We start from the raw sequence: 17,205 nt of genomic DNA on the forward strand, positions 1-17,205 counted from the left end.
TATAAAAAAGACTTCACATTTCCATGAAGCCTTTTTATTCTAGTAGCGGGAACTGTACCAACGCCTTGAACCTAAAGAAACTTTAAGTAACCAGTAGATATTTGTAATAATATGATATACAGCAATTAATAAATTTATTGTTTCTAATTTATTTTTTAAATTTCTAAGTATTTCATATTTTTCGGGAAAATATCGGGAAGAATGGCAAATGTAAAATGTATTGTTAAAAGCTCAAAGAATCCTGCTGAAATCTATATCCGTTTTTATAGGGGAAAACTTTTTGATATGACTTCAAAATCTGGTTTTTTAATTAACCCTAAGCATTGGGATTCAAAAAGGGAATACATAAAAAATATGATAGATAGCCAGTCTTCACGTTTTTTAAACAAAAAACTACCTGAATTAAAAGAACATGTTATAAGCTCTTTTAACATTAGTTATAATCAAGGGAAATTAATTAATAAGAAGTGGCTGGATTTAGTGATTTCAGAATTCCATTCTCAGCCTACTAAGGAAGAGGACAATGAGAAGTACTACGTAATGCCTCACTTTGAAGAATTCATAAAACATAAAGAAAGTGAAGTAAGTCTTAGGACAGGTAAACGTTTATCTAAGAAGACAATTGATAAGTATAGAGGGACTTTGAATGTGTTCAAAGGCTTTCAAACCAGTAGAGATGTTCTGGTTAGATGGCAGGAGCTAGACGAAGATTTTCATAAAGCCTTTTTAGATTATTTGACGAATAGCTTATTATATAATAAGACCAATGCAGGTAAACATTTGTCCATATTAAATCAAGTATGTTCTTCTGCTAAGTCTAAGGGTATTAATATTAATCCATATGCTGAGCATACCAAGTTCTCTCTTCCAAGAGATAAAACCTATGACCCATATTTGAACATTAAAGAGATTCGTGCGATTAGTGAACTAGATTTATCCAAAAACCCACGATTAGATAATGCTAGGGATTGGCTTCTGATTGGTGTTTGGACAGGGTTAAGAATTTCAGATATTTTGGAGTTAAATTCTCTAAAAGTACAAAGTGGGAGGTTCCAGATTTTAACCGAGAAAGTTACGGATAGGGTGGTAATACCGATTCATCCAGACGTTCAAAAAATTCTTGATAGGAGGGATGGTGAATTTCCTAAGAAAATAAGTGACCAAAAGTTTAATGAATACATTAAGGAGATTGCTGAAAAAGCAGGTTTAGGGGAATTCATTCTTGGAGGTAAAAAAGTAAAAGTCACTTTACTTGATGGCAAGAAAACTTTCAGGAAGAAGATAGGGTATTACCCAAAGCATGAACTTGTGTCTAGTCACATTTGTAGACGGTCATTCGCCACTAATCACTATGGGAAGATTCCAAATAAAACAATCCGAGCAATTACAGGTCATAGCTCTGATAGTATGCTTGAACGATATTTAAAGCAAAGCCATATAGAACATGTTATTGAACTTGAAGATTTTTGGAAGAATGAGATTTCTGGTGTTATAAACGATTAAATTTATTGCTCTTTTATTAAATAACCATTTTTAATGGTAAGGATTTTCTATTTTAGTAGCACCAACCAAATACTATGAATAGCTTTTCAGATAAGGAATATTTAAACCTCAAAAATGATACTGCTGAAATAAGAAATTGTATAACCCGCTATGTAGGTTATATAATTACTGCAACTGGTTTTTCTGGGGTCATCAAATATATAATAGAAGCGGAATCTACAATAGGTAATCTTTTTCTTTTAGTAATTACAATAGTGGTTATCACTTTTCTATTTGAAGTTATTTGGTACAAGTTTAAATCTCATAATCGTCTTGTTGGGTATATGCAATTATTGATGCAAGAAACTGATGCTATTCTTTTAAAGCAAGAAGACGATAGTGTCATAAATGAACGAAAGTATATATCACACTACAAGGATTATATAGCTACAATGGAGGAGAAAAATCTTAAGGACTTTTTTAGTTGGGAGTTTGTTATGTCTAGACTACATGGTTCTTTTTTTGGAAATAAAGACTTTAAAGAAGAGGAAGATGCATTGTTGTCATCATTAAGTAAAAGCAGATTTGTTTTTAGTGTTTCTGATAGATTATACGATAAGATTGAGCTTGACAACCATGACCAAAAGTTCTTTAAGAATATCATTTTAAAACTATACCCGATTAAGAAAAGTAGCTATGGTTTTAAGAATTTTTTACTATCGTTTAAATATTTGATTTTTGAAAACTCTAGGATAATTCTTAATCAAGTAGATATTGATGAAAAATATTACGTTAATGGATGGCGATACCCTAAAAAAATCACTCAAATTGGCTTTACATCCATTTTGATAGTATACTTATATTTTATTTATTCCTTGACTTCAAAATTTGAGATTAGTTCATGCCTTTGTCATTCTGATGTTACTTCTAAAGGTGTTTTGGCTTTTTTTTTATTTCTAACAGCGACTGGGTTTTTACTGTTTTGGATTTTTAAATATTTAAGAAGGTTGCCAGAATTGGTTTATGGAAAATTTTCAATTGACTATTTCTGCTGGATGTTTTTTCTTTATAGGGTTCAATTACTAAATTCTAAAGGGTTAATACCCATTTATTTTTCCCGTTCTTTCCTGAGATATTTTAAAGCTAAGATGTACACCAAGTTTGCAAAAAAGTTTAAACCTAACTTTATTGAGTCGTTTAAAGGAATATTTACTGAAGATGAGATTAAAAAATACATTAAAAAACTATCCTCTTTTTGTGAGTTTGAAAAGTCTTCTAAAGAAAAATTAATTCATCAACATGTTATAGATTCTTTTAAGGAATTCGAGAGCGTAAAAGATACATTAAAAACTAAGGAAGAAACAAATCAGAAAATTAACGAAATTTTAAAGGCAGTTGCTTATAGTCCAAAAAATATACGTTTATAATTTACGGACAAACTTGTTTCCAGTATTCTTCGTGAATGGTAGGGCAAATACCGAACATTCCAATTAAAGTATCTTTCATAGCCTTTTTAACCATCTGAGCATTAGATTCAGTAACAACTATGTTATCATGAATGGTTAACATAAATAATTCAGGATTCTCTTCAGCTATTGTTTTAGTAATACAGTCCAATACGCAATATGCCTCTATGTTTTGAAGTATTAAAGCAAAATCGTTTTTTGAGTATTTGTCCTTTTTACTTTCAGCTTTGAACAGGTCTATAGTCTCATTAACAATTGAAGGCATTATTCTTCTCACTTCTTTAATTCTCCTTTCGTTAGATTTTGGAGAGCAGTATAGATATTCTAATACAGTTTTTTTACAGTAGTCACGCAAACATTTGAAACGTTTTCTCTCTTTGAAACCCTTACTAATATTGAAATATTTATCGCTTATGTTACCAAAAGGTTTTTGTATTTCCAATAGAAAATCCGAACTAAACATACTGCCGATATAGTCATAAATATCCTTATCTTGAATCAATTCGATAAACTCTCTTAAGCCTTTAGAAGAGGACTCTAAGAGAGTTTTTGGAATCGTAACAGAAAGAACATCATTAAACTTATTGACTAACCTTCTATTCAACGCTGACTTAATCCATCCCTCTACAGAATTCTCCAATATAAGATTTAGCAACCCTGCTAGAAAAAATGGTTGAGAAGATTTTATATCTAATGATACAAGTACTTGTCCATTGTGAGATAGAAAAGGCCTAAGGTCTTTTGGCAAATTGGTAAGTGAGCTGTGTAATCTGCCATCCTTTCCTTCTCTCTTATAATTTATTAAACCATGTTTAAGCTGTTCACATGTGAATAGTCTTTGGCTTAATTTATTTGGATTTAATGCGTATGTTGTTTTAACAAATTCAATTGCACCATCATAATTAAAATCGATGTTTGAAGAGTCTAACCACTTAGTAAGATGACCAGTAGTTTTGTCAGCTTTATTCCTGCTAATTCTGGCCTCTTCTACTAACTTTTTTGTAAAAGTAAAATTTTTAGTTTTGTAGCAATGAATAGTATTCGCTTTTGAATTTTTTGGATGAATTATTTTATAACCTATACATAGTTTCTTTCCAATAGAATATGGTTTTGTGCTTATGAACTTATTCTTTTTGAGGAAATCAATATGCACCTTGTAATTTCCACAATACTTCTTAAAGTATTCTGCTTTTAAACGCACATGGTCATCAACCAAATAGTCTTTAAGTTCGATTGATTTTTTCTCCACTAAATCAACAATGTATACCAAAAAGTCTAGCTTTAATTTGTTCTTTCCCTTAAAGTGAATCTTGTTATGTTCTGAGACTAATTTTTCAAGTTTATCGAAAAGGTTCTGGTTTATGAGTAATGATACTCCTTTGTCTTTTAATTTCACTCTCATAGCTCCTGATTTTTAAGATAGTTCAACACATCATTTCTCAGGAATACGGTTTTTGTATTTAAGCGTTTGGGAATAAGAAGGCCCCTTTTATTGAGTCTCCATAAAGTAGTTTTGGAAATCTTCAAAAGTTTACAGACCTCTTTAGTGGTCAACACTTCGTCTTTTTCTAATTCTTGTATACTATCTGTTTTAGAGGATAGTTTTTGTAGTTCTTTGGAAACTACTTGTTCGATAATTGACTTAAATTCTTCTAAGTCTATACCAAGTGTGTAAATTGAATTTGTAATCATATTATATGGTTTTAATATTAATATGACCGCAATGTCCAACTATGTTTTCTCCGATTTAGGGCTGGTTTTTTTCCTAAAATCGGAACTATTTATAAAATGCTTGATTGTATACTTTTTCCCTTCTTGTCGATTTGCTTTTTTGTAGACTATCAAATTGATTTTTTTCTATAATCTCATTATAGACGTCAATGTTGATATAATTTTCATTTTTTAGAAAATCCGCAAAATCAATATGTTTTATTCTATGTATCATATTGTCATCCAGCATCCTTTGAAAAACATATCCATAGGATTTATAGAGGTTATCAAAGTGATGAGCAGCATATTTTTTGAATGTCAAATATGCACTTTCTGATTTAAAAAAATCAGGAAATGAAGTTGATGCCTGTAGTTCATGTTGTTTTTCCTGAGTTGAAGATAGAAAGCTACTAAAATCGGTTTTAAGTTTTTTTCTAACTCTATTTAATGCCACACCAAAACAGTATGATAATAAACGAAAGGGATATGCATCTATCTTAACAGGATTATCTAATTCATAGTCTGGATATATCATCTGACGAATTGAGAACCCTTCTGAAAGTTTAAAGAACAATTCAGGGTAATTTGGATATCCATCTTCTACAAAAGGAATTACCTCTCCAGTTGTTTTAGATATCTCTAAGATGATTTTATCAATGTTTGTTATGAATCTATTTAGTAATGCTGTCTTTACAGAATCTCCCGTCTCGTTGTTCTGGTAAAAAAAGTCTTGAAAAATAAAGTTTTCTTCATTATCGATAAAGAGTTCTTCAAAACAACCTGCATAGTGAATTGCCAAATAACTGTTCTCTTCATTTTCAAAAGCTTCTTGGATGTCCTTTGAATATTTATAGAGCGATGTACTTTCATATTTGGCATGGTGTAATGACAATTGCAAAAACCTATTCAAGTCCCCTGTCGCATAAATCAAATATTTAAGAGACTCTATAGGAATGGTTAAATCATATTCTTTATCGCTATTAAGTATTTTTATTATCATAGATAGAATTCTTAATTTAACGAGTCTACACCATCAGCCTTTCCAGTCTATCCTTGGTTACCCTCCAATCAGGATATACCTTTTCAAGTAGATTCCAAAAAGCAGTACTATGGTTAAGATACTTCAAATGACATAGCTCATGAATTATAACATATTCGATGCACTTTTTGGGAGTTTTAATCAATTCCAGATTCAAATGGATTTTACCATTCTTATCACAGCTGCCCCATCGTTTTGCCATCCATCTAAAAGTTAATTTAGGTTCTTGGTCATATATGGTTTTGGTAAATGGCAATTGTTCTTCAAATAGCTCGTGAAAATGAATTTCTGCTTTTGACCTGTACCAAGTACGAATCAATTTCTTTACTCTTTTTTTGTCTTCAATATCCTTACAGGTAACATGAATATAACCTCCAGCCAGCTTAACGGATTCAATGGTTGATTCGTGTAACTTTAATCTGTATTGTTTGCCCAAATACAAATGAGTTTCTCCGTTAATAAATCTTCTAGGAGGAGTAATAGGCTGAAAAGAGAGAAAGAAATCTTGTTGTTTTACTATCCAAGAGGCTTTGTTCTTAATTTTTTTCCGAACCTTTTCAATTGTACTATTGTTAGGGGCAGATACTCTAACTGATTTATCAGGATGTACTTTAATACCCAAAGTTTTTCGTTGGGTAAATTCTAAATCATAGTCAATTAAAGTTGACCCATACTGAATTTGGTCTCTCATTATCATTTATATTTAAGTACAGCTACTTTTAAACAATCTTCTATTAAACTATCTATTTTGGTCCAATCTGTATCCAAATCATACTTTTTAAGAAGTTCATATAATACATCTCCAATAGCTATGTTTATTTTGCCTGTAATATCATGGTTTTTATGCCACTCTATTATCTTATTACCATTAAGATAGATATGGTCCTTAACGGTGTTATCAATTCCCAAACTAGCTTCAATATGAAACTTCGTTTTTAAAAGCTCTGGGCTTTCATAGACAGATTTACTAAAATTGTAGAAGGCTAACCCTGCATCATTATTCACAAGTTCTTCAGGTGCATCGTCTGACCTTCCATGTAAAAATCGTTCTTCATGTTCTTTTGCCCTTTTTAAGAACTCTGCCTCAGATATTCTCTTTAAATAATATTCTTCAATGGTTTCCTTGATAAGGTCAGCCAGCTTTTTATAATAAACTGGGTCCTCTTTCATTTTTACATTAATGGCCTTAATAGTTCGGCTAGCAATATGGTCAGCTTGTGCAGCTGTCCCTTTAATTTTTTCAATCTCCGCTTCTCGTTCTTCTTTGTCGAAAATATTGACAAGCTCAGTAACTTTCATAATATCTCCCTGAGTGGAAATATGCTGGTTTATCAGCTTTTGGATTTTGGGTTCAAATTCTTTATAAGAAAGGTCATCATTGTATCTCCTTTTAACATCAACACGTAACTTCAGGAAGAATTTAGCGTCTTTTTTATACTGGTCTATTTTCTTTTCCTCAGTAGTGTTTACAAAATCCACAGATGATAAAGCCATATTCAACATTCTAGCGAATTGACTTAATTTATCGTAAAACCTATTTCTAACATCTTCTGGAGCAAGTAGTTCTTCATATGCAGTTGGTTCTAGATTCTTATCTTTTAATTCTTTAAAGACATCCCACAATTCAGAATGTGCTTGTGGTAATTTTTTAACCTCATCATTTAGTTTAGTCAATGTTCCCTCTAGTTCAGATTCATCAAATTCGGCCAATCCAGAATAGGTAGATAAGGCATTGTCTAAATTTTCCAAATTCCCATAATAATCAATGATATAACCATAATCTTTGCCTGGGTATACTCTATTAACTCTAGCAATTGCCTGAAGAAGAGTATGTTCCTGCAATGATTTGCATAAGTAGAGAACTGTATTGTTAGGAGCGTCAAACCCCGTAAGTAATTTTGCAACAACAATTAATATTTCAGGATGTTCACGCTTTTTAAACTGAGTAATTATGCTTTTTTCAAAACGCTTCAAATCACCGTATTTGTCAATCATAGCATTGAAATAGGTATCTTCTCTAGTTTTATCTTCATTATTGTTGTAGAAACCATCCTCCGTCCCCTCTCTTTGGTCAGATTGCGTAACAATAACTTCAGAACTAACCATTCCTATCTCGTCTAAGTACTTTTTGTAAAGTAGCGCAGTCTTAATCGTAGGTGCAACAAGTTGAGCTTTTGGCTTGTATTTGTCACCCTCTGTTTGAAAGAAACTCCTATAATGTTCTGAGATATCCCAAGCTCTTGCGTAAATAACTTTTTCTGTTTTATTAAGCTCATTTATCGTATTAACCTTCCTTTTCAGATTGGCCTTTCCGTAGTCTGTTAATGGTTCTGAAAGTTTGTCAAAATACCTATTAATAGGGTCCTCGTCTACCGTGATAAGGTTGTGCCGTCCTTCATAAAGCAATGGCACTACTGCTTTGTCCTCAACAGCATCCTTAACGGTATAAGGAAGGCCTATATAGCCTCCAAACTTATGAGCGGTACTCTTTTCTTTTTTCATCAAAGGAGTCCCTGTAAAAGCAAGGAAACAAGCATTTGGAAACACTCGTTGCATACTGACATTAAAAGTGCCATATTGGGTCCTATGCCCTTCATCAATCATCACGAAAATATCTGGTGATAAAAAAGGCTTTTTAGTCTGTTTGACTGCTGCCTCAAATTTGTTGATAATGGTCGTTATGATTGCATCACTTTTATCATTCAGCAATTCCGTCAAATGAGAGCCTGTTTTGGCCTGTTTAACCTCCTTTTGACATTTTTTGAAGGTATCCGATATCTGGTCATCTAAATCAATCCTATCCGTAACCAATAAGATTTTAGGGTTTTTGATTTTTGGACTTGAAGCTAACAACTGAGCTAGCATAACCATAGTAAGGGATTTACCGCTCCCTTGCGTATGCCAAATTACACCACCTTGTCTTTTACCTAGAGCGTTAAAATCTGTTACTCTTTCTAAAGTATCCCTTACAACAAAAAACTGCTGGTAACGGGCGATTTTTTTCACTCCTTCGTCATATATGGTAAAGTTTCTGATAATGTCCAACAGTCGTTGTGGTCTGCAAAGGCTGTAAAGAACCTCGTCTTGTTTGGTAACAATTCTTATCTCTTGTTCCAAACTTTCAAAATAGTCCTTTACATATTTAAACCTATCCGAAAACAAGGTCTGTTTTTGCTGATTGGAGAGAGCCGTATTTTTTAACTTTTTTAGAGATTCATTATATTTTTGTTCTTTAGACTTACTAGAAAATTGCTCCTTCCATTTTGACCAAAATTCTTTGCTTGTACCTGTAGTTCCATAGCTAGCATCATTAGTTGAAACGCTTAGAAGTAAATTGGAATAGTTATATAGGGAACGAATACCTGTTTTGCTAAAGTTTCTAATATGCTGTTCAATGGCAAGTTCAGTTGGAGTTTTTGTGCCAGACAAAGACGGACTTTTACATTCAATAACTACAAAAGGAATACCATTGACAAATAAGACAATATCTGGCCTATAGGTATCTGTTCTAGCGGTTCTTAAAACACTATACTCTTCAGTAACATGAAAAACATTGTTCTCTGGATACTCCCAATCAACATATTGCAGCGTATGACTTTTTTTATCCCCATCTATACTTTGCTCCATTGCCTTGCCCAAGGTAATTAGGTCATAAAAAGCAACATTAGCGTTTATAAAGCCTTCATGAATAGGTAAATCTTTTAAGGCAAGAATAGCCGAATTAATATTGGAATCTGAAAAAGGATATTCCTTGCCCTTCCTTTGAATACTATTGATTGCTTGAAGTTGATTTTTGAGTACTTCTTCAAAAAGCACCTGTGATTTTTTACCGCCACGCATTGCCAAAGCTTGGTCTGGAGTCACATAAGTATATCCCATATTTATCAGCAATTGTATTGCTGGCAATTGAGAGATGTGGTCCTCTAAAAATGATGGTGTATTCATTTCTTCAGCTCTTTAATTCTATCTGGAAGCCTATAAAATGGCTCCAGTTCAGACTTTATGACATTCACATTATCGGACAAAGACTCATATAACTCTTTTTTTTCTTTAAAAGTAGAGTCCAACATCTTCGGATGAGCAATTACAGTTATATTTAGTCTTGCAAAATCAGGAAGATTATAAAACTTGCTTTTTTCTTCAATAGCACCCCTGTTTAAGTCAATCATTACTATTCTATATTCCTTTTCATGAGAAAAGGATTCATCTTTTCTAAAACCTAAATATCTTACTTGGTTGTTTCTCTCATCTTCTACAACTCTTAAAAAGTCTTGATAATTAACTCTCCCTGCTACAACAGCCTGACTGTCGTTTGTGATATTATCCTTAACCGATTTTTTAACCGCTTCCTGAAGTTGTTTTCTCTCTAAACGTATAGCGAAGCCTTGTTCTTCTGGATTATATAATCGCCACATTCCATCGGATTCCCTGTCTGAATTAAACCAGCAACTAACAAAATGTGCTTTTTGGGCATTGGTGATTTTTTGGCTGATTTGAACTAATTCCTCAGCAGAAAAGCCTTTCATTTTTTTCCAGTCTTCTAATAGAACAGGATTCACGTCTTTTTCATCATCTACAAAGCAAAACTCATATGCAGTTCTTAATTGGGTAATGTTGTAAGTTGATATGCCTTCTAGTTTGTCATCAAACGAACTCATTTTTGAGAGATATAAAGCTTTAGTTTTTAGGAAGCTCTCTAATTTCCATTCTGCCCCATATCTAAACAAATACTTCTTTCTTATACCTTTTGTATGATAAGTGTCCCAAGCTTTTAAAGATTTGCTCATAGCTTTCTAATTAGAGTTTCTTTCGGCTAATACCGCTGCTTCGTATGCCAACTTATTGGGATACTTATGCAAAGCTGTTATTCGACCCTTACCCTTTTCTCCAATGGCTCTATCAAACTCAAAAGTGACCTTAAGAAACACTTCGTTTTCTAATCTCATATTAGCAGTTACATTTTTAAGCTTTTCAATATTTCCTTTAGTTTCTTTATAGCATGTAACATAAAGCTGCTGCATATCTTTTTCCAATTCTACTTTTTGACTTGATGTTAAACTTTCTAATATTTCTAACGCCTTTTCCATCTGTTTATACTTTAACCCTGATTTTACCAGTTAACAACTGTTGCATTAAACCTTTTTTTTGTTTTTTTAATTTTAATAGTTTCTTTTTTACAATTTCAGTTTCAACGTCTATCTTCTTTAGAAAGCAAACTATTACCTCTTGCTCTTCTTTGGATGGGAAAAGCACATTATCCGATAAAACTTTCTCATTGTTGATTTTCATGTCATTTTTCGTTCCCTTCTGAACAAGAGGCCTCAAATATGAATTAAGGTTGTCATCTAATTGAAAATAATAATCCAAGAATTCTCCAGAAACTGTTGATTTACATTTATAAACTGCATATAAGGTGGAGACAATTCCCCCCTTATGTTTATTAACTTTTATTATTCCATATGGGTTAGCTTTCAAAGGGCTTTTAGTGTAGACGATATCACCTTTTTCAACAACCCCGTAATTTGCTACTGATACACCAGCAAAAGAACGACCGTGAAACTCAATCTGATTGACTATGCCGTATTTCCCAGAGACACTTAGCACATCTGCTTTTTTAAATTTCAGATTGGTATTCTTCTCTTTTGAATGTTCTAAATAGTACCCCAGCTTTTGCAAAGTCCATTTAGAAAAAGACTCATCATTCGGACTTAATAAACGTAGCTCTCCATTAAACAATTGCTGCATAATACCCTTTTTACGTTCTTTTAGCTTATCAATAAGTTTTTGAGTTATTAATATGGCTTTATCCCAATCTGATAGAATAGAGGCTATTTTTTTTTGTTCTAAAAGGTTTGGGAGAGGAATGTTTATTCTATAAAAATCTGAATGATTTAAATCTGGAATTGCGGATGTTCCAGCATATTTGAGAATAGTAGATTGTGTTTTATGCGATATTAAATAATAGTAAAGAAAATCTTTTACCAGTTCATCTTTGTCGAACTTAATTTTAAAAAAATTATTATGAAATGCTCCCGAAACACCTGTAACAACTTGACCTGTATTGCCTGTTCTTGTCATTAAAATATCACTAGTATCACATAAAACAGATTTTGAAGGGTTAAGAATAAAATATTCCTTTTGTGAATCTGATTTTAGAAACTCGTTAGTAATATAAAAGTGGCTATTTTCTACACGTTTTAATAGTCTTTCAGAAATCGCTATTTGTAAACCCTGATTAATTATGGTAACATCTTTAAAGGACTTCATTCTCCATTCTTCAGGAATCCAACCGACTTTGGTTTTCTTATAGCCATCTCTTTTTTCTTTTATTACCTCCATATTAAATACCTAATTCTTTTAGGTGTTTTGCTAGTTCATTTTCAATTTTATCAATTTGTTGTTTTAGAACTTTAATTTCCTCCTGAGTTTTCTTAATATCTACAGGCTCTTCTTCCTCAAAAGTATCCACATAGCGAGGGATGTTTAGGTTATACTCATTTTCTACAATCTCTTCAAGTTTTGCTACATAGCTATACTTATCTGTCGTCTTCCAATCTTTATAAGTGCTTACTATTCTATTAATATTAGCATCACTTAACTTATTTTGGTTTTTAGCATTTTCAAACTCATTGCTGGCATCAATAAATAGCACATCCGTATCATCACCTTTATTCTTATCAAATACCAAGATGGTAGCAGGAATCCCTGTCCCAAAGAAAAGATTAGCTGGCAAGCCTATTACCGCTTTTAAAAGATTCTCTTTAATTAGTTGCGTTCTAATCTTACCTTCAGAACTACCTCTAAAAAGGACCCCATGAGGCAATACTACTCCAGCTCTGCCATGTTCGTTTAAAGTTTCTATCATATGGGTAATAAAGGCATAATCTCCTTTGCTCTTTGGTGGTACTCCTCTATGAAATCTGTTGTACCTGTCAGAAGTTGCGTTGTCAGCACCCCATTTATCCAATGAAAAAGGAGGGTTTGCTACAACAATGTCAAACTTCATCAAAACATCATTTTCTCGTAACAAAGGGTTGTTCAATGTATCTCCCCATTCAATGTGCGCATTATCCATCTCATGCAAGAACATATTCATACGAGCTAAAGCCCAAGTACTACCATTCAATTCTTGGCCGTTTAGAGATACATTTTTACTTCCAATTTCATCTGCTACTTTTAATAACAATGAACCAGAACCACAGGTAGGGTCACAAACTCGGTCACCAGCTTTAGGTTCTACCAGTTTTGCCAATAATGTAGAAACTTCGGAAGGAGTATAGAATTCTCCAGCTTTCTTACCAGCATCTGAAGCAAAGTTTGCAATAAGGTATTCATAGGCATCGCCAATAATATCGTCTCCAGCAAGATTGGAAGGTCTTAAATCAAGTTCAACAAAATCTGTCAATAGATTCTTAAGTCGTCTATTACGCTCTTTGGTTTGACCAAGGTTAGGTTCAGAATTATAATCGATATTCCGAAATACTTTTTCAAGTTTAGAACGGTTAGCATCTTCAATGTTCTCTAAAGCAATATTAATCAGTTCACCAAGGTTGTCAGCATTTCGTTGTTCATACAAAAAATCAAAGGAACTATCTTCTGGAACTTTAAAACGTTCATGCTTCATTGCTCTTTCTACACGCTCAGCATCATTGTTGTACTTACTCATGTAGTCAGCTCTTTTTTCTTTATTTACATCAGTGATGTATTTGATAAAGAGCATAGTGAGAATATAATCTTTGTATTGGGCCGCATCTATTGTTCCCCTAAACGTGTCACAGGCTTTCCAGACTTTGTTGTTTATTTCTTGCTTTGTTAATTTACTCATATTCTTTACTGGTGTGTTTTATAATGGAGGGCCTTAAAACCGACCCTCCATCATTTCATGGTTTATGCAGCAGCTCTTACCTTACAAACCCAATTAGGGTAATTGTCAGACTTGTGCCTGTTATTTTCCCATTGTAATGGTTGGAGATTTGCTAAATTATCTGTTCCATAAAGGGCTACAGGTTTTATATGGTCAATTTCCCAACCAAACTGGGAATTTGTATTTCCATATTCTGTCCTGTGAATCCATGCGCCACAATGGTCTTTTCTTACCAATGCGGAGTTATGGCCATTTACAACTCTGGCTTTTTGCCAAACTGCATTTACTGTAGCTTCTAAAAAGCTATTATTAAATCTATTTCTATTGAACATAAAGTCCTATTTTTAAGTGCTACCCGATATTATTACGGATTAGGGTAGCTTATTGCCGAGTCTTGACAACGAGACATTTTGTAATGTCATTAATAAGGCATACATTCGTTTTGTCACAAACATTGTTTACTTCAGTTAGGTTGACAAGCCGCTGATAGAAAACGATACCTTAATTTGAGTCTTAGAAGGCGACTAGCTTTTTAAGACTTTTTTATGTCCGTACATGATTTTGATTATTAATTAATTTGTTTATCAATCCCCTTTTAAGGGCTGTTCTTTTCTTTAGTAAATCTTGGGTCAGTCTTACGTCTTCATCTAATAATTCAATGAAATCTACCATACGCTTTTGTTCTTTCAGAGTTGGAATGTTGATGGTGACTTGCTCCAATTCCCTTTTAGGAATAGATGTTATGGTTGCTCCAGCTCCGATAAGCTTCAAATTATACTGGACCTTCTCTGTATTTAGATATTGCGCAAGATACTTCCCCAATACCTCAGAGGGATTGGTTCTAATAATATAAAACAAGGAGGATGGAATGGCTCTTCCAAAATCGGGAGTATAGGCCCATGAGAATATGCGATGCCCTTTTCCTGCAAGGATGATATCGTTAGGTTGCAGCAGGAATTTTTCATTCTTGCTGTCTACTTCAACAAAACTACTTTCGAACTTGGTCGGCTCAAAAAGTTTATCAAAATGACTGGCATGCAAATACTTAACACTCCCTTTTTCCTGGGGCTTGTCGTAAGAACCAAACTGTATATCTGCTATTTCACCAAGTCTTCGAACCATAAAACACTCTATTTTTCATATTTATCTGAAGCAAAGCTATGAAAAATATTCTTTGTAGGCACTTTCAAAACAAAAAAATTATATATTTTTTATTTTGTAGAGTGTTTCTAATTTATTTACATGATTTTAATTTTTCTTCTGGTACCACGTGGTAAATACTACCATCGTTACTTTCTATCCGATAAATATACTTCTCTGGTCCGTCTGGTGGTAATCTTGCAAACACCGAACGAACTACAACATATTCTTCATTATTATGAATAACACAGGAACCATTTTCAAATTTTGCACTAAGCGTTGCAATACCTGCAACTTCTGCAACAATTTCATAACCCATTGATTCTACTTCTCTTTCAAAAGTGCTTTGTGGATTAAATCTTAGATATGCTAAAGCGCATAGAATTACTATAAAAAGTGCAACTATTATATATTTAATTTTAGAATTCTTCATTTTGTTTTTTCAGATTCAAGTTTTGTTTTATAAGTGCTCCAAGATTTGAGAAGGTCCTCCCTTATTTTTTTGAACTCTGTCGTGTCTTTGGTAGTAAGTGCTTCGCCATTAATTATCTGACTTAAAAAAATCTTTCTAATACCTTCGAGATAGTCTTTCTTGTCTGTGATTGTAGCTTCATTACTTTCTATACTTTCAAGCTTATCAATAACCTCTTTTGGGATGGTTGGAAAATTAGTTTCTTGTTCAGAAGAAGTAAGACTTAAAGGAAGTTGTGTAGCTGCAAACAAATTAATTGATTGATTGACAGCTTTAAAACTAGCTTGTATAACGTCATCGGCATCTAAACGAACACCTTTAATAGTAAAATTGTTATTGTAATCGCCAGATTTATAGTTTTTACCATCTGGATTTTTTCGCAAAAGGATTGCTACATCAGAATTGCCCATAAAAGTGGAAACTTTTGTCTCGTTATATACACCTTTCCAAAATTTATCGCCTTTTCTTTTAGAAGAAATAAAAGAAGTTAATGGGTCCCCTAGAAGATGCTGTCTTAATCTAACTACTTGATTAATCGAATTAGACACTTTTTTACTATTTTGTTTTACCAAGGTTTCTGTCGTTTTAACAGGTTCCTCTGTTGAATACAGAGATTTAATACTCTCAATAAACACTTCTGTATTACGGTAAAGTTCTAACAGCTCCCTTTCGGTTCCGTGAATCTCATCCAATGCGCTAGGAAACTCATTTTTCTTATAAAGTGTATCGTATTTCCTAAGTGAAGTTTCAAATTCACTTACTTTTTTATTAAACTGTACTCTTACATCTTCAAGTGTAGATTTAGAGTAAACCTTATCTTTTTCAAGTATGTCGAGTACTGCAAAATATTTGTTTCTCGCAGTTTTTAAATCACTTATGCCAAACTTTAAATCGTTCGCCTTATGTGGTAACTCGTATTTAAGGTCATTTTTCACCTTGGTTATTACAGTGTCTCTATTTGCTACGCTGACTTTAACTTTTAAACGAGTCATGCATGAGCTCGACAAAACTGTAAATGATAGAACTATGAGAATTTTAAAAATTTTCATGATACCATGTTTTTAATTCGTTAAAATCCTTAAACTCTTTATTTACTCCCATGTCCTTTAATTCTATTTTGAGTAGTTGGAATAAAACGGCCTGGTTGTGCTTTAGTGCAGAAGTTTCTTTAATGTTACCAAGTTGCGCATCCATTTTTAGAAGGTATAAATCAATATCCTTATTAACTCCTGATTTCTCGGTTGCCAACATATTTGCTTTCTCAATTTTATCTTTGTGAGATAGAAGGGTTAGAGATTTTAATATGTCATTGTTTATGCTGGTATTTTTAATCTCGGTGGCTACGGCATCAGCATTTGAAGATAGAATTAAAACAAGTTCTTCTCCAGTTTCTTTATATATGCCTTCTTGATTTTCATTATTTGGCGTTGAATCTTTTTGAGGTTCTGGAGTGGAGGAAGGTACAGGTTTTGTCTCTGTTACTTCGGGATTTCCTGAATCATTAGCTTTTGGGTCTGAAGCAGTGGCATCTGACGTGTCACCTGAAGGTTTGTCCTTTGCGGGCTTGTCAGGTTGACCATTATCACTTTTATTATTTGTGAAAAACTGCCCTTTACTTGGTTGAGAAATCTCGTTAAAATATTGGTTTACCGCTTGGGTGTCAAAATAACCTGAGACATATCTAGAACTTGACAAAAATGCCCACCCCTTGATTTTAACTTTATAGTAATTGGAAATTGATTTTTCTGAGGAAAAGACCTCATCATCTTCGATTTTGTCCTTAAAATAATGTGTCTCCCTAAAAACTGAACAAGAAGAAAGCATAACTAAAGACAATACGATTAGTGCGTATTGATTCTTCATTTGACTACAGGTTGGTTTGTGTCTGTGTAGGGGGAGTTGTGTTAAAAATAATGAATTGTATCGAGATATTAGTTTCTATTTTAAAATTTTTTATTAATAGAATAAATTTTCTAGGATATTCTGATTTTAAAATTTTTAAACACAACTATCAAAATCGTATATCCCAAGG

The 17,205-nt window shown here is 33.0% G+C and carries 16 protein-coding genes; 2 read left to right on the forward strand and 14 right to left on the reverse strand.

Going from position 1 to position 17,205, the window contains the following annotated elements; all coding sequences use genetic code 11:
* Window positions 1-201: 201 nt before the first annotated feature.
* On the forward strand, window positions 202-1,503 hold the full coding sequence (locus AC000W_RS13515; RefSeq protein ID WP_474749040.1) for a tyrosine-type recombinase/integrase: 1,302 nt from the start codon (window positions 202-204) through the stop codon (window positions 1,501-1,503).
* 74 nt (window positions 1,504-1,577) lie between these two features.
* On the forward strand, window positions 1,578-2,909 hold the full coding sequence (locus tag AC000W_RS13520) for a hypothetical protein (RefSeq protein WP_474749041.1): 1,332 nt from the start codon (window positions 1,578-1,580) through the stop codon (window positions 2,907-2,909).
* 1 nt (window position 2,910) lies between these two features.
* Here the strand turns inward: AC000W_RS13520 and AC000W_RS13525 are convergent, their stop codons facing one another.
* The 14 genes from AC000W_RS13525 to AC000W_RS13590 all read right to left on the reverse strand — a co-directional run bounded on the left by AC000W_RS13525 (window position 2,911) and on the right by AC000W_RS13590 (window position 17,036).
* Window positions 2,911-4,350 carry a hypothetical protein gene (locus AC000W_RS13525; protein WP_474749042.1) on the reverse strand — a complete coding sequence of 480 codons (1,440 nt, stop codon included), beginning with the start codon at window positions 4,348-4,350 and terminating at the stop codon, window positions 2,911-2,913.
* Window positions 4,347-4,640 carry a helix-turn-helix transcriptional regulator gene (locus AC000W_RS13530; RefSeq protein WP_474749044.1) on the reverse strand — a complete coding sequence of 98 codons (294 nt, stop codon included), beginning with the start codon at window positions 4,638-4,640 and terminating at the stop codon, window positions 4,347-4,349. Before AC000W_RS13530 ends, AC000W_RS13525 begins: the two co-directional genes overlap by 4 nt.
* Window positions 4,641-4,725: 85 nt before the next feature.
* Window positions 4,726-5,658, reverse strand: a complete 933-nt coding sequence (locus AC000W_RS13535; RefSeq protein WP_474749045.1) for a hypothetical protein — start codon at window positions 5,656-5,658, stop codon at window positions 4,726-4,728.
* Window positions 5,659-5,683: 25 nt separating this feature from the next.
* Complete coding sequence (locus AC000W_RS13540) at window positions 5,684-6,388, reverse strand: M48 family metallopeptidase (RefSeq protein WP_474749047.1); 705 nt, start codon at window positions 6,386-6,388, stop codon at window positions 5,684-5,686.
* A 2-nt stretch (window positions 6,389-6,390) separates the two neighbouring features.
* A complete protein-coding gene (locus tag AC000W_RS13545; RefSeq protein ID WP_474749048.1) occupies window positions 6,391-9,642 on the reverse strand; it encodes a type I restriction endonuclease subunit R in 3,252 nt (1,083 codons plus the stop codon).
* Complete coding sequence (locus tag AC000W_RS13550) at window positions 9,639-10,484, reverse strand: DUF2971 domain-containing protein (RefSeq protein ID WP_474749049.1); 846 nt, start codon at window positions 10,482-10,484, stop codon at window positions 9,639-9,641. The genes AC000W_RS13545 and AC000W_RS13550 overlap by 4 nt, the downstream gene beginning before the upstream one ends.
* A gap of 6 nt (window positions 10,485-10,490) precedes the next feature.
* Window positions 10,491-10,784 carry a hypothetical protein gene (locus AC000W_RS13555; RefSeq protein WP_474749051.1) on the reverse strand — a complete coding sequence of 98 codons (294 nt, stop codon included), beginning with the start codon at window positions 10,782-10,784 and terminating at the stop codon, window positions 10,491-10,493.
* Between the two features lie 4 nt (window positions 10,785-10,788).
* On the reverse strand, window positions 10,789-12,036 hold the full coding sequence (locus AC000W_RS13560) for a restriction endonuclease subunit S (RefSeq protein ID WP_474749052.1): 1,248 nt from the start codon (window positions 12,034-12,036) through the stop codon (window positions 10,789-10,791).
* Between the two features lies 1 nt (window position 12,037).
* The gene (locus AC000W_RS13565) at window positions 12,038-13,522 is read right to left on the reverse strand and encodes a type I restriction-modification system subunit M (RefSeq protein ID WP_474749053.1); all 1,485 of its coding nucleotides are present in this window, start codon (window positions 13,520-13,522) and stop codon (window positions 12,038-12,040) included.
* A 62-nt stretch (window positions 13,523-13,584) separates the two neighbouring features.
* Complete coding sequence (locus AC000W_RS13570) at window positions 13,585-13,893, reverse strand: HNH endonuclease signature motif containing protein (RefSeq protein ID WP_474749055.1); 309 nt, start codon at window positions 13,891-13,893, stop codon at window positions 13,585-13,587.
* Between the two features lie 211 nt (window positions 13,894-14,104).
* Window positions 14,105-14,683: a restriction endonuclease subunit S gene (locus tag AC000W_RS13575; RefSeq protein ID WP_474749056.1), complete on the reverse strand. Its 579-nt coding sequence runs from the start codon at window positions 14,681-14,683 to the stop codon at window positions 14,105-14,107.
* Window positions 14,684-14,795: 112 nt separating this feature from the next.
* Entirely contained in the window at window positions 14,796-15,134 is a 339-nt protein-coding gene (locus tag AC000W_RS13580) for a hypothetical protein (RefSeq protein WP_474749057.1), read from the reverse strand.
* Window positions 15,131-16,222: a hypothetical protein gene (locus tag AC000W_RS13585; RefSeq protein ID WP_474749058.1), complete on the reverse strand. Its 1,092-nt coding sequence runs from the start codon at window positions 16,220-16,222 to the stop codon at window positions 15,131-15,133. Before AC000W_RS13585 ends, AC000W_RS13580 begins: the two co-directional genes overlap by 4 nt.
* The gene (locus tag AC000W_RS13590) at window positions 16,209-17,036 is read right to left on the reverse strand and encodes a hypothetical protein (protein WP_474749060.1); all 828 of its coding nucleotides are present in this window, start codon (window positions 17,034-17,036) and stop codon (window positions 16,209-16,211) included. Before AC000W_RS13590 ends, AC000W_RS13585 begins: the two co-directional genes overlap by 14 nt.
* Window positions 17,037-17,205: the final 169 nt, after the last annotated feature.

The sequence above is a fragment of the Saonia sp. genome, from assembly GCF_056326165.1.

What these genes read in the sequence shown, in the direction of transcription:
- AC000W_RS13515 (WP_474749040.1), top strand. Translation starts at nt 202, where the DNA reads ATGGCAAATGTAAAATGTATTGTTAAAAGCTCAAAGAATCCTGCTGAA.
- AC000W_RS13520 (WP_474749041.1), top strand. Translation starts at nt 1,578, where the DNA reads ATGAATAGCTTTTCAGATAAGGAATATTTAAACCTCAAAAATGATACT.
- AC000W_RS13525 (WP_474749042.1), bottom strand. Translation starts at nt 4,350, where the DNA reads ATGAGAGTGAAATTAAAAGACAAAGGAGTATCATTACTCATAAACCAG.
- AC000W_RS13530 (WP_474749044.1), bottom strand. Translation starts at nt 4,640, where the DNA reads ATGATTACAAATTCAATTTACACACTTGGTATAGACTTAGAAGAATTT.
- AC000W_RS13535 (WP_474749045.1), bottom strand. Translation starts at nt 5,658, where the DNA reads ATGATAATAAAAATACTTAATAGCGATAAAGAATATGATTTAACCATT.
- AC000W_RS13540 (WP_474749047.1), bottom strand. Translation starts at nt 6,388, where the DNA reads ATGAGAGACCAAATTCAGTATGGGTCAACTTTAATTGACTATGATTTA.
- AC000W_RS13545 (WP_474749048.1), bottom strand. Translation starts at nt 9,642, where the DNA reads ATGAATACACCATCATTTTTAGAGGACCACATCTCTCAATTGCCAGCA.
- AC000W_RS13550 (WP_474749049.1), bottom strand. Translation starts at nt 10,484, where the DNA reads ATGAGCAAATCTTTAAAAGCTTGGGACACTTATCATACAAAAGGTATA.
- AC000W_RS13555 (WP_474749051.1), bottom strand. Translation starts at nt 10,784, where the DNA reads ATGGAAAAGGCGTTAGAAATATTAGAAAGTTTAACATCAAGTCAAAAA.
- AC000W_RS13560 (WP_474749052.1), bottom strand. Translation starts at nt 12,036, where the DNA reads ATGGAGGTAATAAAAGAAAAAAGAGATGGCTATAAGAAAACCAAAGTC.
- AC000W_RS13565 (WP_474749053.1), bottom strand. Translation starts at nt 13,522, where the DNA reads ATGAGTAAATTAACAAAGCAAGAAATAAACAACAAAGTCTGGAAAGCC.
- AC000W_RS13570 (WP_474749055.1), bottom strand. Translation starts at nt 13,893, where the DNA reads ATGTTCAATAGAAATAGATTTAATAATAGCTTTTTAGAAGCTACAGTA.
- AC000W_RS13575 (WP_474749056.1), bottom strand. Translation starts at nt 14,683, where the DNA reads ATGGTTCGAAGACTTGGTGAAATAGCAGATATACAGTTTGGTTCTTAC.
- AC000W_RS13580 (WP_474749057.1), bottom strand. Translation starts at nt 15,134, where the DNA reads ATGAAGAATTCTAAAATTAAATATATAATAGTTGCACTTTTTATAGTA.
- AC000W_RS13585 (WP_474749058.1), bottom strand. Translation starts at nt 16,222, where the DNA reads ATGAAAATTTTTAAAATTCTCATAGTTCTATCATTTACAGTTTTGTCG.
- AC000W_RS13590 (WP_474749060.1), bottom strand. Translation starts at nt 17,036, where the DNA reads ATGAAGAATCAATACGCACTAATCGTATTGTCTTTAGTTATGCTTTCT.